33 protein-coding genes are annotated in these 21,143 nt (G+C 40.8%); 31 read left to right on the forward strand and 2 right to left on the reverse strand.

Features of this window, described 5'->3' with window-relative positions; all coding sequences use genetic code 11:
* Window positions 1-6 precede the first annotated feature (6 nt).
* From rplC to rplQ, 28 genes are read left to right on the forward strand one after another with little or no spacing between them, the layout of a single operon-like run.
* Window positions 7-630: a 50S ribosomal protein L3 gene (gene rplC, locus AC6QZF_RS03590; RefSeq protein WP_499798508.1), complete on the forward strand. Its 624-nt coding sequence runs from the start codon at window positions 7-9 to the stop codon at window positions 628-630.
* A gap of 12 nt (window positions 631-642) precedes the next feature.
* Window positions 643-1,269 (forward strand): 50S ribosomal protein L4, encoded by a 627-nt coding sequence (gene rplD, locus AC6QZF_RS03595; RefSeq protein ID WP_499798509.1) that lies wholly within the window; start codon window positions 643-645, stop codon window positions 1,267-1,269.
* Between the two features lie 15 nt (window positions 1,270-1,284).
* Window positions 1,285-1,584 carry a 50S ribosomal protein L23 gene (rplW, locus tag AC6QZF_RS03600; RefSeq protein WP_491815054.1) on the forward strand — a complete coding sequence of 100 codons (300 nt, stop codon included), beginning with the start codon at window positions 1,285-1,287 and terminating at the stop codon, window positions 1,582-1,584.
* Window positions 1,585-1,611: 27 nt separating this feature from the next.
* Window positions 1,612-2,451, forward strand: a complete 840-nt coding sequence (rplB, locus tag AC6QZF_RS03605; RefSeq protein WP_499798510.1) for a 50S ribosomal protein L2 — start codon at window positions 1,612-1,614, stop codon at window positions 2,449-2,451.
* A gap of 16 nt (window positions 2,452-2,467) precedes the next feature.
* A complete protein-coding gene (gene rpsS / locus AC6QZF_RS03610; protein WP_499798511.1) occupies window positions 2,468-2,749 on the forward strand; it encodes a 30S ribosomal protein S19 in 282 nt (93 codons plus the stop codon).
* Between the two features lie 10 nt (window positions 2,750-2,759).
* On the forward strand, window positions 2,760-3,113 hold the full coding sequence (gene rplV, locus AC6QZF_RS03615) for a 50S ribosomal protein L22 (protein WP_491815059.1): 354 nt from the start codon (window positions 2,760-2,762) through the stop codon (window positions 3,111-3,113).
* 20 nt (window positions 3,114-3,133) lie between these two features.
* Window positions 3,134-3,769 carry a 30S ribosomal protein S3 gene (gene rpsC, locus AC6QZF_RS03620; RefSeq protein ID WP_499798512.1) on the forward strand — a complete coding sequence of 212 codons (636 nt, stop codon included), beginning with the start codon at window positions 3,134-3,136 and terminating at the stop codon, window positions 3,767-3,769.
* 25 nt (window positions 3,770-3,794) lie between these two features.
* Window positions 3,795-4,226, forward strand: a complete 432-nt coding sequence (gene rplP, locus AC6QZF_RS03625) for a 50S ribosomal protein L16 (RefSeq protein ID WP_498369071.1) — start codon at window positions 3,795-3,797, stop codon at window positions 4,224-4,226.
* A complete protein-coding gene (rpmC, locus tag AC6QZF_RS03630) occupies window positions 4,213-4,419 on the forward strand; it encodes a 50S ribosomal protein L29 (RefSeq protein ID WP_498369072.1) in 207 nt (68 codons plus the stop codon). Before rplP ends, rpmC begins: the two co-directional genes overlap by 14 nt.
* 10 nt (window positions 4,420-4,429) lie before the next feature.
* Entirely contained in the window at window positions 4,430-4,711 is a 282-nt protein-coding gene (gene rpsQ / locus AC6QZF_RS03635) for a 30S ribosomal protein S17 (RefSeq protein WP_499798513.1), read from the forward strand.
* Window positions 4,712-4,728: 17 nt separating this feature from the next.
* Window positions 4,729-5,097, forward strand: coding sequence for a 50S ribosomal protein L14 (rplN, locus tag AC6QZF_RS03640; RefSeq protein ID WP_491815065.1), 369 nt, complete (start codon window positions 4,729-4,731; stop codon window positions 5,095-5,097).
* A 10-nt stretch (window positions 5,098-5,107) separates the two neighbouring features.
* Complete coding sequence (gene rplX, locus AC6QZF_RS03645) at window positions 5,108-5,431, forward strand: 50S ribosomal protein L24 (protein WP_499798514.1); 324 nt, start codon at window positions 5,108-5,110, stop codon at window positions 5,429-5,431.
* Between the two features lie 21 nt (window positions 5,432-5,452).
* Complete coding sequence (gene rplE, locus AC6QZF_RS03650; protein ID WP_499798515.1) at window positions 5,453-6,115, forward strand: 50S ribosomal protein L5; 663 nt, start codon at window positions 5,453-5,455, stop codon at window positions 6,113-6,115.
* Between the two features lie 9 nt (window positions 6,116-6,124).
* Window positions 6,125-6,394, forward strand: a complete 270-nt coding sequence (rpsN, locus tag AC6QZF_RS03655) for a 30S ribosomal protein S14 (RefSeq protein WP_491815068.1) — start codon at window positions 6,125-6,127, stop codon at window positions 6,392-6,394.
* A 19-nt stretch (window positions 6,395-6,413) separates the two neighbouring features.
* Window positions 6,414-6,809: a 30S ribosomal protein S8 gene (gene rpsH / locus AC6QZF_RS03660; protein WP_491815069.1), complete on the forward strand. Its 396-nt coding sequence runs from the start codon at window positions 6,414-6,416 to the stop codon at window positions 6,807-6,809.
* A gap of 22 nt (window positions 6,810-6,831) precedes the next feature.
* Window positions 6,832-7,371 carry a 50S ribosomal protein L6 gene (gene rplF, locus AC6QZF_RS03665; RefSeq protein ID WP_499798516.1) on the forward strand — a complete coding sequence of 180 codons (540 nt, stop codon included), beginning with the start codon at window positions 6,832-6,834 and terminating at the stop codon, window positions 7,369-7,371.
* A gap of 39 nt (window positions 7,372-7,410) precedes the next feature.
* On the forward strand, window positions 7,411-7,782 hold the full coding sequence (rplR, locus tag AC6QZF_RS03670; RefSeq protein ID WP_499798517.1) for a 50S ribosomal protein L18: 372 nt from the start codon (window positions 7,411-7,413) through the stop codon (window positions 7,780-7,782).
* Window positions 7,783-7,812: 30 nt separating this feature from the next.
* A complete protein-coding gene (rpsE, locus tag AC6QZF_RS03675) occupies window positions 7,813-8,316 on the forward strand; it encodes a 30S ribosomal protein S5 (RefSeq protein WP_499798518.1) in 504 nt (167 codons plus the stop codon).
* 51 nt (window positions 8,317-8,367) lie between these two features.
* Window positions 8,368-8,553: a 50S ribosomal protein L30 gene (gene rpmD / locus AC6QZF_RS03680; RefSeq protein ID WP_491815076.1), complete on the forward strand. Its 186-nt coding sequence runs from the start codon at window positions 8,368-8,370 to the stop codon at window positions 8,551-8,553.
* An 11-nt stretch (window positions 8,554-8,564) separates the two neighbouring features.
* Window positions 8,565-9,023: a 50S ribosomal protein L15 gene (gene rplO / locus AC6QZF_RS03685; RefSeq protein WP_499798519.1), complete on the forward strand. Its 459-nt coding sequence runs from the start codon at window positions 8,565-8,567 to the stop codon at window positions 9,021-9,023.
* Window positions 9,016-10,365, forward strand: coding sequence for a preprotein translocase subunit SecY (gene secY / locus AC6QZF_RS03690; protein WP_499798520.1), 1,350 nt, complete (start codon window positions 9,016-9,018; stop codon window positions 10,363-10,365). Before rplO ends, secY begins: the two co-directional genes overlap by 8 nt.
* Window positions 10,366-10,367: 2 nt before the next feature.
* Window positions 10,368-11,186 carry a type I methionyl aminopeptidase gene (map, locus tag AC6QZF_RS03695; RefSeq protein ID WP_499798521.1) on the forward strand — a complete coding sequence of 273 codons (819 nt, stop codon included), beginning with the start codon at window positions 10,368-10,370 and terminating at the stop codon, window positions 11,184-11,186.
* A gap of 7 nt (window positions 11,187-11,193) precedes the next feature.
* Entirely contained in the window at window positions 11,194-11,412 is a 219-nt protein-coding gene (infA, locus tag AC6QZF_RS03700) for a translation initiation factor IF-1 (RefSeq protein WP_499798522.1), read from the forward strand.
* Window positions 11,413-11,433: 21 nt separating this feature from the next.
* Window positions 11,434-11,550, forward strand: coding sequence for a type B 50S ribosomal protein L36 (gene ykgO, locus AC6QZF_RS03705; protein WP_491815082.1), 117 nt, complete (start codon window positions 11,434-11,436; stop codon window positions 11,548-11,550).
* A gap of 12 nt (window positions 11,551-11,562) precedes the next feature.
* The gene (gene rpsM / locus AC6QZF_RS03710; protein ID WP_499798523.1) at window positions 11,563-11,940 is read left to right on the forward strand and encodes a 30S ribosomal protein S13; all 378 of its coding nucleotides are present in this window, start codon (window positions 11,563-11,565) and stop codon (window positions 11,938-11,940) included.
* A gap of 44 nt (window positions 11,941-11,984) precedes the next feature.
* Window positions 11,985-12,365 (forward strand): 30S ribosomal protein S11, encoded by a 381-nt coding sequence (gene rpsK, locus AC6QZF_RS03715; RefSeq protein ID WP_498369213.1) that lies wholly within the window; start codon window positions 11,985-11,987, stop codon window positions 12,363-12,365.
* A gap of 42 nt (window positions 12,366-12,407) precedes the next feature.
* Window positions 12,408-13,415 carry a DNA-directed RNA polymerase subunit alpha gene (locus tag AC6QZF_RS03720; RefSeq protein ID WP_499798524.1) on the forward strand — a complete coding sequence of 336 codons (1,008 nt, stop codon included), beginning with the start codon at window positions 12,408-12,410 and terminating at the stop codon, window positions 13,413-13,415.
* 31 nt (window positions 13,416-13,446) lie between these two features.
* A complete protein-coding gene (gene rplQ / locus AC6QZF_RS03725; RefSeq protein WP_499798525.1) occupies window positions 13,447-14,181 on the forward strand; it encodes a 50S ribosomal protein L17 in 735 nt (244 codons plus the stop codon).
* 73 nt (window positions 14,182-14,254) lie between these two features.
* On the opposite strand, the gene AC6QZF_RS03730 is transcribed toward rplQ, so the two are convergent.
* Window positions 14,255-15,241: an AAA family ATPase gene (locus tag AC6QZF_RS03730; RefSeq protein ID WP_499798526.1), complete on the reverse strand. Its 987-nt coding sequence runs from the start codon at window positions 15,239-15,241 to the stop codon at window positions 14,255-14,257.
* Between the two features lie 153 nt (window positions 15,242-15,394).
* On the opposite strand from AC6QZF_RS03730, the gene AC6QZF_RS03735 reads away from it, so the two are divergent.
* The 3 genes from AC6QZF_RS03735 to AC6QZF_RS03745 all read left to right on the forward strand — a co-directional run bounded on the left by AC6QZF_RS03735 (window position 15,395) and on the right by AC6QZF_RS03745 (window position 18,584).
* Window positions 15,395-16,639 carry a permease gene (locus tag AC6QZF_RS03735; RefSeq protein ID WP_499798527.1) on the forward strand — a complete coding sequence of 415 codons (1,245 nt, stop codon included), beginning with the start codon at window positions 15,395-15,397 and terminating at the stop codon, window positions 16,637-16,639.
* A gap of 129 nt (window positions 16,640-16,768) precedes the next feature.
* Entirely contained in the window at window positions 16,769-18,097 is a 1,329-nt protein-coding gene (locus AC6QZF_RS03740; protein WP_499798528.1) for an LCP family glycopolymer transferase, read from the forward strand.
* Window positions 18,066-18,584 (forward strand): SixA phosphatase family protein, encoded by a 519-nt coding sequence (locus AC6QZF_RS03745; protein ID WP_499798529.1) that lies wholly within the window; start codon window positions 18,066-18,068, stop codon window positions 18,582-18,584. Before AC6QZF_RS03740 ends, AC6QZF_RS03745 begins: the two co-directional genes overlap by 32 nt.
* Here AC6QZF_RS03745 and AC6QZF_RS03750 read toward each other — a convergent pair.
* Window positions 18,581-21,139 (reverse strand): RecQ family ATP-dependent DNA helicase, encoded by a 2,559-nt coding sequence (locus AC6QZF_RS03750; RefSeq protein ID WP_499798530.1) that lies wholly within the window; start codon window positions 21,137-21,139, stop codon window positions 18,581-18,583. The genes AC6QZF_RS03745 and AC6QZF_RS03750 overlap by 4 nt on opposite strands.
* Window positions 21,140-21,143 lie beyond the last annotated feature (4 nt).

Raw genomic sequence — 21,143 nt, forward strand, 5'->3', positions numbered from 1 at the left:
TTTAGGATGAAATCAGCAATTTTAGGAATGAAACTCGGAATGACATCTGTATTGACAGAGGACGGAAAATCAATACCGGTTACCGTTATCGAAGCTGGACCTTGCCCTGTGGTGCTTGTCCGCACCCCCGAACGTGATGGCTATAAAGCCGTTCAAGTGGGCTTCGTTGATAAAAAAGAAAATAAAACTAATAAACCTTTGCTCGGTCATTTCAAGAAATCTGGCGTTGAACCTAAAAGATTTCTTAAAGAATTTCGCGAACTTCAACGCGAACTTAACGTCGGCGATGTCCTTACAGTCGAGCAATTCGTAAAAGGCGATAAAATTCGCATCAGCGGGACAAGCAAAGGTCGCGGCTTCCAAGGTGTTGTTAAACGCCATCACTTCGGCGGCGTCGGTATGACAACACACGGTCAATCAGATAGAGTTCGCCACCCCGGTTCTATCGGCTCATCATCATATCCATCACGCGTATTCCGCGGTTTGAGAATGGCCGGTCGTATGGGTGGTAAGCGTGCTACGGTTCGCAACTTAGAAGTAATTGATGTTATCCCGGGAAAAAATCTGCTACTTGTCAAAGGTAGTGTTCCGGGCGCTCCAAAAACTTTATTAGAAATTATAAAGCAATAAGGCTAAAGTAAAATGCTTGTAGATGTATATACAAAAGATGGTCAAAAATCTGGGCAGATAGAACTTCCCGATGATGTGTTTGCTGTCGAACCAAATGAACACGCAATGCATCTTGCAGTTGTTCAATATCTTGCAAACCATCGTCAAGGTACAAGAAAAACTAAGGTTCGCTCAGAAGTGGCCGGCGGCGGCAAAAAACCTTGGAGACAAAAAGGTCGTGGTACTGCTCGTGCTGGTTCGACCCGCTCTCCTCTGTGGGTTGGCGGTGGCACTATCCACGGTCCGAAACCAACTGTTTTCGAAATGAAACTGCCCAAGAAAATTAAACGCCTTGCAAGGAAGTCTGCTCTGTCCTTGCGCGCAAAAGAAAATAATCTTATGGTTGTCGAAGATTTCTCCTTCGACGAAATTAAGACTAAATCAATGGCTCAAATTCTCAAAAATTTGCAATTAGACGGTGCTTCGACTTTGTTCCTTCTACCGCAGCCAGACTATAAGTTATATATGTCCGCTCGGAATATACCTAAGATCGAAATCGCACCTGCTGACAAAATATCTACTTACGATATTTTGAAGCATAAAAAGATTGTTCTTTTTAAAGGCGCTGTTGAGCCAATCCAAAAGACATTCAATAATTAATGGAAACGATTAACTATGTTGCAGATAATAAAAAGACCGGTTATCACGGAAAAAGCTATGAAGCTTGCGAGCGCTCGACAATACGTGTTCGCTGTGGATCCCAAAGCTAATAAAATCGAAATTAAAAAAGCTATCGAAGAAATGTTCGAAGTCGATGTTATTAGCGTTCGCACCGTGAATATTAAAGGAAAGAATAAAATTCGTCTAACTCGTCGCGGTCTTATGCGTGGTCGTACGCCTAATATCAAAAAGGCTTACGTTACATTGAAAGAGGGACAATCAATTGAATTAGTCTCCGGACCGGTTGAAGAATAATATTATTAAATTAATGATGAAACTAAAATGGGAATTAGAGTATTAAAACCAATAACACCAGGGACAAGGTTCTACTCGGTATCAGATTTCGCTGAAATCACTACCGATAAACCTTATAAGCCACTTACAACACCACTCAAAAAAACTGGTGGTAGAAATAATACCGGTAGAATTACTTCGCGCCATCGTGGCGGTGGGCATAAACGCAGATACAGAATTATCGATTTCAAAAGAAATAAAATCGGTATCAATGCCGTTGTCGAAACTATCGAATACGACCCAAACCGCACTGCACGAATTGCCTTAGTCCGCTACGAAGATGATGAACGCCGTTATATTATCGCTCCCGACAAACTTAAAGTCGGCGACGTTATCCAAACCGGACCAGACGCTGAATTCAAAGATGGAAACGCTCTTCCATTATACAAAATACCCGTCGGTCTGTTTGTCCATAACGTTGAACTTAAACCAGGCAAAGGCGGTCAAATCGCTCGTAGCGCCGGTTCGAGCGTCCAGTTGCTTGCTATCGACGGCAAATTCGCTCACCTGAAAATGCCTTCTGGCGAAATTCGTATGGTGCCAAGCAAATGCTACGCTACTTTGGGTGTTGTAAGCAACTCAGACCACGAAAATATTCTACTCGGTAAAGCCGGTAGAAGCCGTTGGCTCGGTATCAGACCTCAAACTCGCGGTATGGCAATGAACCCAATCGACCACCCAATGGGCGGTGGCGAAGGTCGTTCAAAATCCGGCGGCGGCCGCCAGCATCCTCGCTCCCCTTGGGGCCAAATTGCGAAAGGGCTTAAAACCCGTAAAAAACGCAAGCAATCATCGAAATATATTGTTCGTTCTCGTAATAAGAAATAGTAAGGACTAATGTAATATGGCTCGTTCATTAAAAAAAGGTGTTTTCGTTCATTATAAATTACTCAAAAAAATTAATGAATTGAACGAAACCAAGAAAAAGCAAGTAGTTAAAACGTGGTCGCGAGCTTCTACTATAACACCAGATTTTGTTGGGCATACTGTCGCTGTCCATAACGGAAAAAACTTCGTCCCAGTCTATGTTACCGAAAATATGGTCGGCCATAAACTCGGCGAATTCGCCCCTACTCGCATTTTCCGCGGACACGCAGGCAACCGTAAAGAAGCTAAGAAGAAATAGTTGGAGATAAATGATGGAAGCAAGAGCACAAAAAAAATATATTCACTCATCACCACGCAAAATGAGATTGCTTATTGACCTCATTCGTGGCAAAAAAGCAATGGAAGCTCTGACGATTTTGCGTTTCAACAAAAAGCTCGCCAGCCGCGACGCTGAAATGGTTCTTCGTTCGGCTCTCGCTAACTTGAACCAAAAAGCAAAAGAAGAGGGTATTAACGTCTCGGACGAAAATATCGTTGTCAGCCGTGCTTACGTTGATTGCGGACCAACAATGAAAAGAATACTGCCCGCCCCTATGGGTCGTGCTTACAGAATGCGTAAACGCTCTAATCATCTTACAATTGTTGTCGAAGCAAAAGAATAGTATTAATTAAGGAGTATAAATTGGGACAGAAAACTAATCCAATAGGCCTTAGGCTCGGTATTATAAGAAGTTGGGACGCTAACTGGTTCGACGAAAAAAATGTCGCTGAAAAACTTTCAGAAGACATTAGCGTCCGTAACTACATTCGCAACCGTAAAAAGAAAGCCGGCGTCTCCCGCATCTTAGTTGAACGCACTGCGAAACAACTTCGTATAACGATATTTACCTCTCGTCCGGGTCAAATTATAGGCCGTTCGGGTAAAGACATTACTCAATTAGAAGAAGAACTCAAGAAAATTACGGGCAAAGACGTTAAAATTCTTATCCACGAAATTAAACGTCCCGAACTTGATGCTCTTCTTGTTGCTGAAAACATTGCACAGCAACTCGAAGGTAGAATTTCATTCCGTCGCGCTATGAAGCAAGCTGTTTCATCCTCGATGAGAATGGGTGCCCAGGGTATTCGTGTGATGTGTTCCGGTCGCTTGGGCGGCGCTGAAATGGCTCGCACCGAGCAATATAAAGAAGGACGTATTCCATTACACACTCTTCGCGCAGATATCGACTACGGTACTGCTACAGCACACACTATCTACGGTGCTATCGGTATTAAAGTGTGGATATTCCGCGGCGAAATAATCGGCAAACAATCATAGTTAATTATTAAGTGAGTTAGATAAAATGTTATCACCAAAGAGAATAAGATATCGTAAAGCACAACGCGGCGTAATGCGAGGTAACTCCAACCGTGGCCATCTGGTTGCTTTCGGCTCCTATGGCTTGAAAGCATTAGAAGAACACTGGATTACCAATCGTCAAATCGAAGCCGCTCGTATTGCAATCAATAGATATCTAAAACGCGATGGTAAAGTTTGGATTCGAATCTTCCCGGATAAACCATATACCAAAAAACCTGCCGAAACTCGTCAAGGTAGCGGTAAAGGTAGCCCGGAAGGTTGGGTGGCTGCTGTTCGCCCCGGCAGAATCCTGTTCGAAGTCGATGGCGTTTCTCGCGAAGCTGCCCAAGAAGCTCTCAGACTTGCATCGCATAAGTTACCAATTAAAACGAAATTTGTAACACGTATAGATTTGGCTTATAATGAAACCACGTAAAGCAAAAGATCTGAGGGAGCTAACCGATAGCGAACTTGAGCGTTTGCTCCAAGAGTCGCAGGAAACTCTTGTTAAACAAAGATTCCAGCACTCTCTTAAGCAGTTGCAAGATACGGCTTATCTTAAAATCCTTCGCAAAGATATCGCCCGTATCAATACTATTTTAACTGAACGTCGTAATGCCAAAATTTAAAGGATAAGCAATGGAAATTCAGACTGTTGAACAAAAAGTAACTAAATCGCGTAAGAGAATTCTTACCGGCAAAGTAGTCTCCGACAAACCGGAAAAATCTATCGTTGTGATGGTTGAACGCCAGGTTGCTCATCCGATTTATAAAAAGTATTTTAAACGCTCTAAAAAATATATGGCACACGACGAAAATAACGAAGCGCACGTAGGCGATACTGTCCGCATTATCGAAGAGCGCCCACTGAGCGCTCGCAAAAGATGGAGATTACTTAAAATTGTTGAGCGTGCTAAGTAATTAAAGGGTTATAAACTATGATTCAAGAAGAAACAAATTTGACGGTAGCTGATAACTCCGGTGCTAAAAAAATTCGCTGCATTAGAGTGCTCGGCGGCCACGGCAAAAAATATGCAACAGTTGGCGACCTCGTTGTCGTCTCCGTCAAAGCAGCTATCCCCGGTGCTCCCGTCAAAAAAGGTAGCGTTCATAAAGCTGTTATCGTTCGTACTGCTAAAGAAATTCGTCGCAAAGATGGCTCCTGCATCAGATTCGACGATAACGCAGCCGTTATCCTGAACGATAAAGGCGAACCTCGTGGAACTCGTATTTTCGGTCCTGTTGCCCGCGAGCTTCGTGAAAAAAATTATATGAAAATTGTTTCACTCGCTCCGGAAGTATTATAAGGTGACTACTATGGCTAAACTTAAAATTAAAAAAGGCGATACCGTTCAAGTTATTGCTGGCGACGACAAAGGTAAAATCGGCAGAGTACTAGAAGTTTACCCAAAAACTATGAAAATTTTGGTCGAACAAGTTAACGTTCATAAAAAACATACTCGCCCAAACCAGCAATACCCTAATGGCGGTATTATCTCTAAAGAATTGCCTATTCATTACTCTAACGTAATGATCCTCGATTCCGATAAAAAGCCAACTCGTATTGGTATCCGCCACGAAATTAAAGGCGGTAGCAAACAAACAATTCGCTTTGCTCGTACTAATAATAAAGATTTATAATATTAGGCAGTAATAGATATTATGGCAACTAAAACAACTAAAAAACCAGCAGCACCTGCAAAACCCGGCGTAAGCAAACGCGGAGACTTCCCCTTCGAAGGTAAACGCCTCGAAGAAGTTCAGGACAAACAAATTCCAACTCCACGTCTGTTTACCTTCTACAAAGAACACGTTGTGCCTGCATTGATGAAAAAATTTAACTATAAGTCAATTATGCAGGTGCCTCGTCTCGAAAAAATTTGCCTCAATATGGGGATAGGCGACGCTGTTCAAGATTTGAAACTTTTGCAAAGTGCTATGAACGAACTCGAACTTATCTCGGGCCAACGCCCTGTGGTAAGACGAGCTAAAAAAGCTATTTCGAACTTTAAACTACGCGCCGGTATGCCTATCGGTGTCTCCGTTACGCTAAGAAGAGCAAGAATGTATGAATTCCTCGACAGATTCATCAATATTGCTGCACCACGTATTCGCGATTTTCGTGGTTTTAGCGAAAAAGGGTTCGACGGACGCGGAAACTACTCGCTCGGTATCAAAGAGCAAATCATTTTCCCCGAAATCGACGTAGATAAAGTTTCGAAAATCGGTGGGCTCGATATTACTTTCGTAATGAGTTCACACTCCGACGAAGAGTCGTATGCATTACTACAAGAATTTGGTTTTCCATTCCGTAAAAAAGATTGAGAATGAACTATGTCTAAAGTAAGTGTAAAAATGCGCAACGAAAAAAGACGCAGATTGGTAGAAAAATATCAAGCTAAACGCGAGGCTCTCAAAGCAGCCGGCGATTGGGAAGGCTTGCAGAAATTGCCCCGTAATAGCTCCCCTACACGTCTGCGCAACCGTTGTTCCATCAGCGGACGTGGTCGCGGCGTCTACCGTAAATTCGGTCTCTGCCGCAATATGTTCCGTCAATTAGCTCTGGAAGGAAAAATTCCAGGTATTCGTAAGGCCAGTTGGTGATATTAATATGGTAGGAATTATGCCAGTAACAGATCAAATATCTGATTTTTTAACACGCATTCGTAATGCCGGCCGCGCTGGTCATAAAACAGTTACAGCACCGGCTTCGAAGCTGAAAATTGCTATAGCCCGTATCCTCAAAGATCAAGGCTTTATAGCAGACTATGCAATTATCGAGGACAAAGTACAAAATCAAATAAAAGTTACTTTGAAGTATTATAATCGCGAACCTGCTATTCGCGAAATGAAACGTATCAGCAAACCCGGACGCCGTATCTATGTGTCGGTCGATAATTTGCCACGCATCAAAAACGGTCTCGGTATTGCTATTATTTCGACTTCCAAAGGTGTTCTCACCGATAAAGATGCGAAAAAATTTAACGTTGGCGGCGAATTCATTTGTTCAATTTGGTAATCTAATTTAAGGAGAGCCTGTCGTGTCCAGAATTGGTAAAAAACCTATACAAATACCTGACAAAGTTCAGGTCAAAATCGAAGATAGACTTCTTACAGCTAAAGGTCCAAAAGGCGAGCTTTCTTTTAGATTGCCCGAAGGTATTGATTATTCCTTGGATAACAATACCCTTACTTTCAGCCGCCAAAACGACCTTAAACACATCCGTGCGCTCCACGGGCTCACTCGTGCAGAAGTCTATAACCGTATCGTCGGAATTTCCGAAGGGTTTACCCGCACTCTGCTTATCGAAGGCGTCGGCTACAAAGTTGAAATGAGAGGTAAAAACCTGCTCCTCTCTATGGGCTACTCTCATCCAATTTTGTTCATCCCGCCCGATAATGTTACTATCGAAGCTCCAAACCCAACTACTATCAAGATTTCAAGTATCGACAAAAATACTTTGGGTCTTGTTGCTGCGAAAATTCGCTCCATTCGTCCACCTGAGCCATACAAAGGCAAAGGTATTCGCTACGAAGGCGAATATATCCGCCGCAAAGCTGGTAAAGCTTCTGCTAAATAATGTTGTGTAATGTTACAATGTTTGTTTTAAGAGTTTAAAATGAGAAAACAAAGAATAAAGCAAGAAAGAAAAATCCGTCGTAAATTGCGTATACGTAAAAAGGTTCACGGAACCGCCGAACGCCCTCGTTTGAGCATATTCCGTAGCCTTACTCATATCTATGCGCAACTCATCAACGACGACGAAGGTAAAACTCTGATTTCTGCATCCTCTATTGATAAGGAAATTGCCCCACAAATCAAACCCGAGATGAAGAAATCAGAAGTTGCAAAATTTGTTGGTACAGAATTAGCCAAACGCGCTCTTGCTGCCGGTATCACAAAAGTTACTTTCGACCGCAATGGTTTTATCTACCACGGGCGTGTGAAAGCACTTGCAGATGGAGCTCGCGAAGGTGGTCTTATTTTTTAAGATAAGTTCTAATAGAACTGAGGAGTAGAAGTGTCAAAGATTAAAGCATCAGAATTAGAATTAAGAGACAAATTAGTTTACGTCGGCAGAACCGCTAAGGTTGTTAAAGGCGGACGTCGTTTTAACTTCTCGGCAATTGTAGTTGTCGGCGATGGTAACGGTCATGTCGGCTATGGCTTGGGTAAAGCAAGCGAAGTAGTAGATGCAGTTACGAAAGCTACCGAAGCCGCTAAAAAAAATATTCGTAAAGTTCAATTGCAAGGAACTACCGTTCCTCACGAAGTAATTGGTAAATTCGGAGCGGCTAAGGTGCTAATCCGCCCAGCTACACCTGGTACAGGCGTTATCGCCGCCGGCGGTGTACGTGCTATTTTGGAACTTGCTGGAGTTCAAGACGTATTAACTAAAAGTCTCGGTTCGTCTAACCCTCACAACTCAATTAAAGCTACTCTCCAAGGCTTGCTTACTATGGAAAGTGCTGAGTCGGTCGCCGCTCGCCGCGGCATCCCAGTCGAAAAAGTTGTGCGCGGTTAGTTCGCTTTTTGCATTGGTTTAATATTAGCGCGTATTTTAAAGGTAGTTAATATGAAAAAATTAAAAATTACTCAAACTCGCAGCATTATTAAGTGCTTGGAAAACCAAAAACGCACTATTAAGGCGCTCGGGTTGGGTCGTCCTAATTATTGCAACATTCTCCCTGACAACCCTCAAACTCGCGGGATGATTAATGTTGTTAAGCATTTAGTTAAAGTTGAAGAAGTTTCAGAATAAGAAGAAATAAAATGAAACACATTGGTAACCTAAAAGCAGCCGAAGGCGCTAAACATAAAAAGAAACGCATTGGTCGCGGTCCCGGCTCCGGTCACGGTGGTACTGCTACCCGTGGGCACAAGGGACAAAAATCAAGAAGCGGCGCCGTTATCCCTCGTTTCTTCGAAGGCGGGCAAATGCCTCTCAACAGACGCCTTCCTAAATTCGGCTTTACAAACAGATTTCGTGTCGAATATCAAGTCGTTAATGTTGGAACGCTCCAAAAATTAATCGATGATAATAAAATTTCGGGCCCTGTCAATTTCGATAATCTTCTGAAATTGGGCGTTATCTCGAAAAGCCGCGTTCCACTTAAAATATTAGGTAGTGGGGAACTTCACTCCTCTATCGAAGTCCACGCTCATGCTTTTTCTCAGTCTGCTAAAAATAAGATTGAAAATGCGGGAGGCAAGGCGGTAATCAATGGCTAACTTTGTTAAAACTATACAGAATATTTTCAAAATCGAAGAACTTCGTCAAAGAATTCTATACACTCTGGGTATTTTGATTATTGTCCGGTTGGGTGCTCACATCACCCTCCCGGGCATAGATGTTCATGCTCTTGCTATTTCGAACCAAGACGCTGCATCGAATACCCTCTTCGGTCTCTTCGATTTGTTTGTCGGTGGTGCGTTCTCTAACGCTGCTATCTTTGCTTTGGGTATTATGCCCTACATTACCTCTTCGATTATCTTCCAGCTAGCAGGGGTTGTTATCCCGGAAATCCAAAAAATGCAAAAGGAAGGCGAAGAAGGTCGACGCAAAATTAATCAATATACCCGACTTGGTACAGTTGTTATCTCTGCTCTGCAAGGCTGGGGACTTAGCATTAAACTTGCTTACCAGCAAACTGCCGGCGGTGTGCCAGTTGTGCCAGATAGTGGATTTCTCTTTACAATTTCGACGATTTTCTTACTTACTGCTGGCACGGTCTTTATGATGTGGTTGGGCGAACAAATTACCGAACGCGGTATCGGTAACGGTATTTCGCTTATAATCTTCATCGGTATTATCGCACGTCTGCCTGCCTCGCTCTGGCAAGAATGGTTGCTTATTCAAGCTGGTTCAAGACATTGGCTCGTTGAACTGGTTGTTATTACGCTACTTGTATTCATTATTGCCGCTGTTGTGTTGGTTACGCAAGGTGCTCGCAGAATCCCTGTTCAGTATGCTAAACGTCAGGTCGGACGCAAAGTTTATGGCGGAACTACCCAGTATATACCACTTCGCGTAAATACTGCAGGTGTGATGCCGATTATCTTTGCTCAGGCTCTTATGTTTATCCCAAATACTATACTTAGCTTTTTCCCCGAAAGTAAATTTATTATTACATTAGCTCAACTTTTCCACTATGATTCGTTTGTATATGCAATCCTTTATTTTACATTGATTGTTCTTTTCACTTACTTTTATACTGCAATTATCTTCAACCCGAAAGATATCGCAGATAATATGAAAAAACAAGGTGGATTTATCCCTGGAATTCGTCCCGGTCAACATACAGTTGAATATATTGACTCTATTTTGACAAGAATTACTCTTCCTGGCTCGATTTTCCTGGGATTAGTTGCAATCTTGCCAACATTTGTTACTAACATTTTTAATCTAAGTATGGGTTTCGCACAATTCTTTGGCGGAACATCCTTGCTGATTGTTGTTGGCGTTGCTCTCGACACCTTGCAGCAAATCGAATCACACTTGCTAATGCGTCATTACGACGGATTTATGAAGAGCGGTAGAATTAGAGGAAGAGTTGGAACAGGCGGTTTCTAATAATGAATAAAAAATTCAGCAACAATTATCAGGTGAGAGTAAAAATTAACTCCAAAGACGAGATTAGCAAAATTGAAAAAGCTTGCAGAGTTGTTGCTGATACTCTTAGTACTTTGAAAAATTATGTGAAAGTCGGGGTAACTACAAAAGAGTTGGATGAAATCGCAGAAGATTGCATTCGCTCACGTAATGCCCGCCCCGCTTTCAAAGGTTATCAGCCGGACAAAAGCCTGATGCCATTCCCCGGCACAATTTGTGCCTCCGTTAATGAAGTGGTCGTTCATGGTATTCCGAGCGACTACAAATTAAAGGAAGGCGATATTATATCGATAGATTGTGGTGCCGAACTCGATGGCTTCTTTGGCGATAGTGCTGTTACTTATCCGGTCGGTAAAATAGAGCCTTCGGTTGAACGTCTATTACAAGTTACCGAAGAATCTCTGTTCCTCGGTATCGATAATGCTATCGAAGGGCGAAAGGTCTATGACATATCAAGTGTTATCCAACAGCATTGCGAAAAAAACGGCTATTCGCTTACTCGCGAGCTCGTTGGACACGGAATCGGGCGTAGGCTCCACGAAGAGCCACCAATCCCGAACTTTGTACCACCTTTGCTCTACCGCAATCGATACCCAAACGTTAAACTTATGAGCGGTATGGCTCTGGCTATCGAACCGATGGTTCATATGGGACGAAAAGAAATTGCTACTGCAAGCGATGGATGGACAATTGTTACTGCCGACGCAAAGCCAGCAGCTCATTTTGAACATACTGTAATTGTTGATAAAAATAAAGCAATTATACTAACTTTGAGAGATTAACAGGAATATGGGTAAACAAGATTTAATAAAAGTTGATGGTGTTATTGAGGAAACTTTGCCTAATACTCAATTTATTGTCCGTCTCGAAAACGGTCATAAAGTGCTCGCTCATATTTCTGGCAAAATGAGAATGAACTTTATTAAAATTTTGCAAGGCGATAAGGTTACTGTTGAAATTTCTCCTTATGATTTGTCAAAAGGTAGAATTATTTACAGATATAAATAACAAAATATAGAGAGAGACAAAATGAAAGTTACTGCATCAGTTAAAAAAAGAAATCCCGACGATAAAATCGTTAAAAGAAAAGGTCGGGTCTATATTATTAACAAAAAAAATCCACGTTTTAAACAAAGACAAGGTTAATAGGAGGGAGACGTGGCACGTATTGCAGGTATTGACTTACCAAAAAACAAAAGAGGTTTTATAGGTTTAACCTATATCTATGGTATTGGTCGAACAACCGCTGAAAAAATTCTACAAGAAGCGAACGTTGAACCAACTAAAAAAGTTAGCGAATGGACAGACGAAGAAGTTGCACGTCTTCGCCAGGTAATTGATAATTACAAAGTTGAAGGTGCGCTCCGCAGCGAAATCCAGATGAATATCAAACGTTTGATGGATATTGGCTGTTATCGTGGACTTCGCCACCGCCGTGGCTTGCCTGTTCGCGGTCAACGCACACGTACAAACGCTCGTACACGCAAAGGTCGCAAAAAGACTGTCGCCGGTAAGAAAAAAGCAACTAAGAAATAATTTGTTTTTGTTAACTATTGTTGAAATAAATACAGGTAGAATCTGTGGCTAAGAAAAGAATTAAGAAAAAGACCGTAACCGATATTCACGGCAAAGCTTTTATCCGTGCTACCTTTAACAATGTTCAGGTAACTATTGCGGATATGTACGGAAACTCGCTTTGCTGGTCCTCAGCTGGTAAAAACGGTTTCCGCGGCAGTAAGAAAAATACTCCTTATGCCGCGCAAGTCTCTGCTGAAAAAGCTGCTAAAGAAGCTTACGATATGGGATTACGCAAAGTTGACGTTATCGTCAAAGGTCCCGGCTCGGGTCGTGAAGCCGCAATTAGAGCGCTTACTCAGGCTGGATTGGAAATTCATTCTATCATCGATAAAACTCCAATCCCCCATAATGGTTGCCGTCCACCTAAAAGAAGAAGAGTTTAATTTGTTTTTTTATTTTGATTAACTAAATCTGGCGCTAAATTTATGAATATTCAAATGCAAATGCCTGATAGAATTCAGATTGAAGAAACCTCCGATTTCCACGGTCGGTTCATTCTTCAACCTCTTGAAATTGGTTATGGTGTTACTCTCGGTAATTCTCTCCGCAGAGTGCTTCTATCTTCCATTCCCGGTTCGGCTATTATTGGTGTTAAAATTAGCGATGTGCTTCACGAATTTCAAACTATTCCCGGCGTTACCGAAGACGTCTCCGAAATTATTCTGAACCTCAAAGAAGTTCGCTTCAAACTTCTTGATAAAAAATTAAACAGAATTTATTTCCAAGTTAATGGTCCGGGCGAATGGACTGCTAAAAATATCCAGGACGCTAACCCTCAAATCGAAGTTCTAAATCCTGAACATCATATCGCTACTCTTGCTGATGATGCTTCTTTCGATGTCGAGCTTCGCTTGGGCCGCGGCAAAGGATACGTCCCCGCCGAAGAACATCAAATTGTTGATTTCCCAGTCGGTATGCTCCCAATTGACGCTATCTATACCCCTATTAAAAATGTTATTTTTAGCGTCGAACCTTACCGCGTCGGGCAAAGAACAGACTACGAAAGACTTGTCCTCGATGTTCGCACCGACGGTACTATCTCGGCTCGCGACGCAGTTCACTTCGCTGCTAAAATCATAAGCGACCATATGAAATACTTTATCAACTTCAACGCTGTCGAAGAAGAAATTCCTCAGGTCGAAACAGCAGAAGAAGAAGTTAAACTTGCTGAAAAAAACAAACTTCGCAAAATTCTTCTTACCCCTGTTGATGAACTTGAACTTTCTGTTCGCGCTCACAATTGCCTTAAAGCTGCTAATATTAAAACTTTGGGCGAACTTGTCCAACTACAAGAATCAGAATTGCTTAAATTCCGTAACTTCGGTAGAAAGTCCCTTTCCGAACTTGCCGAAGTTGTTCGTCTCTGCGGATTAGAATTCGGTATGAATGTTGAAGAATATCTTAAAGAAGAACCTAAAAACGCTATTGATTAATTTTGATTATTGATTAATTTGAGATAGAAAAATGAGACACCTTGTTAAAGGAAGAAAACTAAAGAGAACTGCAAGCCATCGCAAAGCCTTGCTTGCAAATCTTGCTACTTCACTTTTTGAACACAAAAAAATTACCACCACTCTGGCAAAAGCTAAAGAATTGCGTCCTTATGCTGAACATTTAATTACTAAGGCTCGCACTGCTCTTATGCGTGAGCGCCAGGGCTTGCTCCCAGAAGGTCATACAGTCGATGTTCACAATCGTCGTATGGTTGCTCGCGTTATTCGCAAAAAAGCTGTGCTTCAGGAACTTTTCGATGCTATCGCTCCTGTTGTAGAAAGCAGAAATGGTGGCTATACCCGCATTATCAAACTTGGCACTCGTCGCGGTGATGCTGCTCGGCTTGCGGTGATTGAACTTGTCGATTGGTCTGCTCCGCAAGATGGTGCTTCCAGCACTAAATCTAAGAAAAAAGCTGCTAAAAAAACTTCAAAACCAGCTTCCAAAAAAGCAGATGAAACTAAATCTGCGCCAAAAGAAGTTGTAGAAGAAAAAACTGCCAAAAAAGAAGCCGTTGATACAGAAGTAATCGAAAAAAATAATGCTCCCGTAGAAAGCACAACCGACACTCCTCATACTGCTGCAATCGAAGAACCAACCGCCGTTGCAGAAAAAACTCAAAACGAAGAACAAGTTCCCGAAAATCAAGAAGCATCTCAAAAATTATCTTTCGACGATACTGCCGAGCAAGAAGAACAAAAATAATATATTTGTAACGCCATTATTTAACAATAAAGCGTCCCAGTTTCGTAGGACGCTTTTATTTTTTTCAGAAATTTTAGACTTCTTTAATCAATTGCTCGATAATTTCTGCAGCCGATACATTGTCCGCTTCAGCATTGAAACTTGTTACTATTCTGTGTCGCAGCACTGGCAAAGCAACCGCACGAACATCATCAATATCAGGTGTGTATCGTCCCTGAAGAGCTGCACGCGATTTTGCGCCCAAAATTAAATATTGCGATGCTCGCGGACCTGCCCCATAATTAATGAAATCCTTGATAAATTTGCTACTCGATTGCTTCGGACGCGATGCTCGCACTAACCCAACTGCATATTCAACTACATTATCAGCAACAGGCACACGACGAATTAAATCCTGAAACTCAATTATAGATTTGCCGTTCAGCACTTTATCTACTTCGGGACGCCATTCAGCAGTTGTTGTTTTGACTATTCGAACTTCTTCCTCAAAACTTGGATAATCAAGCCATATATTGAACATAAAACGGTCTAACTGTGCTTCGGGAAGAGGATATGTCCCTTCCTGTTCAATTGGGTTTTGTGTCGCAAGTACAAAAAATGGTAAATCAAGCTTATGAGTTTTGCCGCCAGCAGTAACCTCATATTCTTCCATAGCTTGAAGCAATGCTGATTGCGTTTTCGGCGGTGTGCGGTTTATTTCGTCTGCAAGCACAATATTGGCAAAAATAGGCCCGCGAATGAAACGAAATTCCTTCTGTCCGGTTGAAATATTTTCCTCGATTACTTCGCTTCCGCTAATATCGCCTGGCATTAGGTCCGGCGTAAACTGAATTCGGTTGAATTTTAATTCCAGCGCTTTTGCAAGTGTCCGTATTAACAAGGTTTTTGCAAGGCCCGGCACACCTATAAGCAATACGTGACCACGTGCAAACAACGAAACTATTAACTGCTCAATTATTTCATCTTGTCCAATTATTACTTTGGAAATTTCGTTTTTTACCATTCTTATTGCTTTTGCAAGTTCGGTAATTTTTTCTTTATCGCTCACTCTTTCGCTCATACTTTATCTTTTAGAAACCAACAAACACTTATTGACGTTATTAACAATTTGTAATTGTTATAATTCGCAAATTAATTGTTTTTTTTAATATTAAAAAAAATTAACTAATATTAATGATGATTTTTCGTCTTACTTAAAAATAAATTGAACAAAATGGAATTTATAAAAATATTCATACAGATTTTCGTCGAAATGTCGCCCTATATAATGTTAGGGTTGATATTTGTCGGTGTGCTTAATCTATTGATAAAAAAAGAGACCATTTCCAAACATTTAGGAAAACAGGATAATTTTTCAATAATTAAGGCCTCCTTGTTTGGTGTGCCGCTCCCTTTGTGCTCCTGTGGCGTAATACCAACGTCCGTATATTTTGCAAAAAGTGGAGCAAGCAAAGGAGCTGTTATTTCATTTTTAACCTCAACACCGCAAACAGGCATCGATTCAATTATTGCAACTTATGGGATGATGGGACCGATATTTGCTGTGTTTCGTCCATTTGCAGCTCTTTTTATGGGAATAATTAATGGTTCACTAATTAACAAAATATTTAAACAAGAGCAACCGAACCACACTCTGTTTGTCGAAGAATACTCGCTTAATGAGAAAAATACATCAATCAAAAGCAAAATTTCTGCATTCTACAAATATTCTTTCGTTGAATTTCTTGATGATATCGCACCGCAATTTGTAATGGGACTTTTGATTGCAGCAGCTATAACATATTTCATCCCAGACAATTTTTTCACTGGAAGCATTATTCAAGACGGCTTGTTGGGTATGCTTGCTGTCATTCTGATAGGTGTGCCAATGTATATTTGTGCGACCTCATCAATTCCGATTGCAATGAGCCTAATTGCAAAAGGTTTTTCGCCGGGTGTGGCTTTTGTATTTCTTGCCGTCGGTCCAGCCACTAACGCTGCTTCGTTCGTGATTTTGATGAAAGTATTAGGGCGAAAAGTAGCATTTTCCTATCTACTAATATTGATAATTACTTCTATAATCTTTGGCTACTTGCTCGACTATATCTTTTATGTTTCGGGAGTAAGTCCGCTTTCGCTATTATCTTCACCTCACCACTATCACACAACCGGAATTAACAGTTTTTACTTATTTGTTTCAATAGTTTTCCTTATTTTTCTTGCTATGTCGTTTTATAGAATTTATATCAAAAAGTATTTCGAAAAAACAAAGGATAGTAGTATGATTAATCTTAAAGTGAAAGGAATGAATTGCAATCACTGCGTAAACAATGTTACAAAAATCATTCAATCAGTTGATGGCACAAAGAAAGTAGAAGTCGATCTTGCAACAGAAACCGCCAAAATTGAAGGCAACCCTGATTTGACAGAAATCAAAAGGTTAATCGAAGAAGCTGGCTATAAAGTTGAAATAGATTAGAAATAGTTATCCTTTTATTTCAATAATTTGGAATTTCATAGAACCTGTTCTTCTTTTCCCCCTTAATTAACTTGCTTATTTTTTAAATTCTTGTTAATTTTCAGTTTATTTCTTTTGCATATTTTGAAAATGGATGAAGAAAACTTATCAAAACGCAAAAAGCGTGTTATTATTCTACCTGCATTTGTGTTGATAATTATTCTGGGGGCTTATTTTGGTTTTCAGCATTTTTCTTCTAACTCGAACAATGCACACATTCCAGATTCTACCGCTGCTAATTCATTCGAAGAAGACAAAGAATTTATCGAAGCGGTTATCCCAATCGTCGATTCTACCGAACAATATGTGATAGTGAGCTCGCAAGACGATATTTCCGTCGCTATCGACAATTCTGCGGGAAAATCAATAAAACAAATCTACAACGGACGCCGTATCAATATCGCTGTTACCGGTGTGGATAGCCGTCTGGGAACAAATACTCGCCACGCCGATGCAAACCACATCATCTCTTTGCTTATTGATAGCGGCAGAATCGAACTCTTTGCAATTCCAAGAGACACTTATGTTGACTGTGGTTACGATGATAGTACCGGGCTGAACAAACTTACAGTGCTGCGTGCCGGTGCCGGACGTGAACGCTACCTGCACGAACTCGCAAATATTGCTCGACTTGATAAAATTCACTACTGGGTTGAATTTGGCTTCTCCCAGGCTATGGGATTAATAGAACTTCTCGGATATAACAATCCAAAAGCTACATTGCGCGTGCTTCGCTCTCGTAAAGGGCTTGGTGGCGACGACTACCAGCGCGTCTACAACCAATCTCAATTTATGCGCCAATCTATTCTTCGCCATTTTGGAAAACTTGACGGTCAATTGGGCGCTTTGTTTATTCGCGCCAGTCTTGCTTTGGTCGAAACTAACCTCACATTCGACATTGTAAATGAACTTTATGAAAAAATGAAAAATAAAGGTTTTCCTCATTCAGCGACAGATATTAAAGTATTTGTTCGTCCGCCTGTTCCTATCAACTACAAAGTATATGATTTTACAGATGAAGAAACTATTTCCGAACTTCGATTGAAAATTGATAGGTTCTATCGCTATAACGAAGCAAACTCCGATAGCAATAATCAATATTTTGAAGTAAATCCGCTCCGTATACTCCAAAAAACTATCTCTTCCGCTGCTGCCGATACTGCCCGCAATCCACAATCTTCGATTAACAAACTTCAAACGTATTTCGACCAGCGTTCCTGGTACCAAATTGATGACCTGAACGAACGTATTCGGGTGCGTAATGAAATGGCTGCTATATTAATTGCTGCTTACAATAAAAGAAAAAAATTTGATGAAGCTAACAAAGTTAAGAATATTATTGAAACTGAAAATAAATTATTGAAAAACAAGCAAATTACGGATAAATATGAAGAAAGTGGTAATAGCTCGGCACGCTAAATCCAGTTGGGACAACCCCGATTGGAATGATTTCGAACGTCCACTCAATAAACGTGGGCTACGAGACGCTCCTTTTATGGCTCAAATCGTTGCTAAGTTAATCGAAAAGCCCGATTTAATTATCAGCTCTTCGGCTGTTCGGGCTGCTGCCACCTGCCGTTATTTCGCCGAGGCTTTTCAATTCGACGAAAATAAAATTATATATGATGAAAACATCTATTCAAATGGCATCCGCTATATCTTGAATCTTCTTTCATCCCTCGATGATAATCTTAATTCTGTTATGATTTTCGGGCACAATCCCGATATTACCTCGCTTTTCTCTCGACTTACTGGCGAATATATCGACAACGTTCCAACTTGTGGCGTTTTCGGTGTTGCCTTCGATATTGAAACCTGGAAACAAATTGATGATGAAAATGGGAAGTTGCTTTTTTACGAATATCCTAAAAAACATTTCAAAGGTGATAAAACAATTATCGATTAATCTATACTTTTGCGTGCAATTGCCACAAGTATCCGCAAAATTGCATAATCAATTTCTTCAACTAAATTGTCTCGCAGCCTGCTGAGCGTAATAGCAGGCTTTTTGTATATAATTTGCCGAATTTTATTGAATGTTTTGCTGTCTGTTAAAAGTCTCCAATCGAGCGAAACCTGTTCATTCATAATACCTTCTTGTACAAGCCGGGCAATTGTCCCTTTGTCTGTGTTGTAAATCTTTGCAATTTCCTCAATTCCTCTCTTCTCTTTGAACAATTTTACAATATTTATTAGATCTTCGTCAATTATTTGCTCTTGCTCGTTTTGCTCGAAATTTTGATTTACTGCCCGATAAAAATCTTGCCCATACTTATCCAGAATGTAACGGCTTATGCCTGGAACCTGACAAAACTCTCGGTAACTTATGTGCGGTTTGCGTGCAATTTCCCTCAATGCCTTGTCGCTTGCGACCGATCGTTCAGTAATCCCTTCGCTTTGAGCAATTTGTTGCCGTATTGCTTTCAATTTTCCAATCAATTCATTGTTCGAAACAGGTTCATCGCACGCTTTGCCTATATGGTGCAAGCCTTCGGGTGTAATGCTCAATATTGGGTACATACCCGCCGAAACTTGTAGCAATCGTCTTGAAATTGCATTTTCTATTACATACTTAATATCATATTCCGAAAATTCATTCAATGCACCAAATAGTTCCATTTCATTTAGCTGATATTTCCTTGTTTTAGCGTTGCTTTTGCCTTGTAGAAACTGGATAAAAAACGTCTTTCCGAATTTGTTGTTTATCTGATGAATAGCATTAAGCACCGTTTTCAAAATCAACTCACGTTTCTGTAAAGTTGCTTTTGTGTTGCTTCGATTAGTGCAAGATGAGCAATGCCCGCAAATTGACGAGTAGCTGTCGTCCCGGAAATAATCAAGTAGGTAATTTCGTTTACAATTTGTTGTATAAGCATAGTTTATTACATTGTTCAGCTTCGATATGGCGATTTTGCGCCTTTCTTGAAGTTCCTCGTAGTTTATTTTGCTTGCTAAAGCTATTTTGGAAGTTCCCAATAATTTAATTTCACCCACGAGCGAACCATTTTCGAATTCAATAAAATGCAGGATTGACAATGTTTTCAATGTGTCTTCAAACGTTTTCTGTTGAATATTGAATTTCATAAGAATTTGTCCGACGTCCAATTCCACTGGACGACGAAATGCCTCAGCTGAGACTTGCTTCAATATTGCAGTAAGTGCATCTCGACGTTCTTCGGTTGTGTTTTGCAGAAAATTTCGTACTTCTTCTGTTGTAGCAAGAAACTTAATCTGAGCCGCCACATTTCGCCGTGATAATTCGATTATCCCTGCCCTTTCCAAAATTTCAAGCGACGAAACGAAACGCCCTTCGCTAATAGCAGCCTGATTTGCTAATTCTGCTATTGGCATAGCGATGCGTTTGCTTTGGTCTGCACAACTAATTAGTGTGATGAAAACTCTTTCTATATCCTCTTGCTCTGGGTAGCGGTTTGCAATAAAAAATTCCTGCAAAGCAGTGTCCTGATTATTGTGCAGCAAGTAGCAATTTGCAGGAAGTCCGTCACGACCGGCTCGTCCTGCCTCTTGATAATATGCTTCGAGAGTGCCCGTGTAGTCACAGTGAATTACATTTCTCACATCTGGCTTATCTATTCCCATTCCAAATGCGTTTGTTGCAACAATAATTGCGATTTCCCCCGATAAAAATAAGTTCTGCGAAATTATTCTTTGCTCAGTTGGCATACCCGCGTGATATGCTACACACTGAACACGCAAACTTTCCAGATGCTTGGCTACTTCTTCTACTCTGTTTCGTGAACCACAATATATAATTGTCGAACCTTTTGGGGTCGATTTGATAATTTCAGCAATTTTTTCTATTTTCTGTGTTGTTTCAATTGTGTGATAAGATAAATTCGGTCGGTCAAATCCTTTAACAAATTTTCTTACATTTCTCATTCGTAAGTATCGAATTATGTCTTCCTGAACTTCGGCGCCAGCAGTTGCTGTAAAAGCTGAAATCGGATGTATGTCTAAGTTTCCTAAAGCCTTGTAAATATTCAAATATGCAGGCCGAAAATCATGTCCCCACTCTGATATGCAATGTGCTTCGTCCACTGCAAGAAATGATATTTTAATATTTGCAAGCAATCTCTTGAAAAAATCACTTTCTAAACGTTCTGGTGCTATATAGACAATCTTGTATTCTTCTAACAAAATATTTCGTAGTCGCTCTTGCATTTCCTCGAATGGAAGCGAACTATTGATGAAGGTCGCGGCTATTCCACGCGCTATTAATGCATCCACTTGGTCCTTCATCAAAGCAATTAGCGGCGAAATCACAATTGCTGTGCCTTCGAGCATAAGCGCCGGTATTTGGTAGCAAATGGATTTTCCGCCACCTGTTGGCATAATTGCAAGTGTGTCATTCCCCGCAAGAATGGACTTGATTATTTCCTCTTGCCCCGAACGAAATGATTTATAACCAAAATATTTTCCCAAAACTTCAATTGGTCCCATTCCT

Origin of the sequence: Eximiradius sp., assembly GCA_937127445.1 — a bacterium.
Taxonomy (GTDB): Bacteria; Bacteroidota; Ignavibacteria; order Kapaibacteriales; family UBA2268; genus JAKIZO01.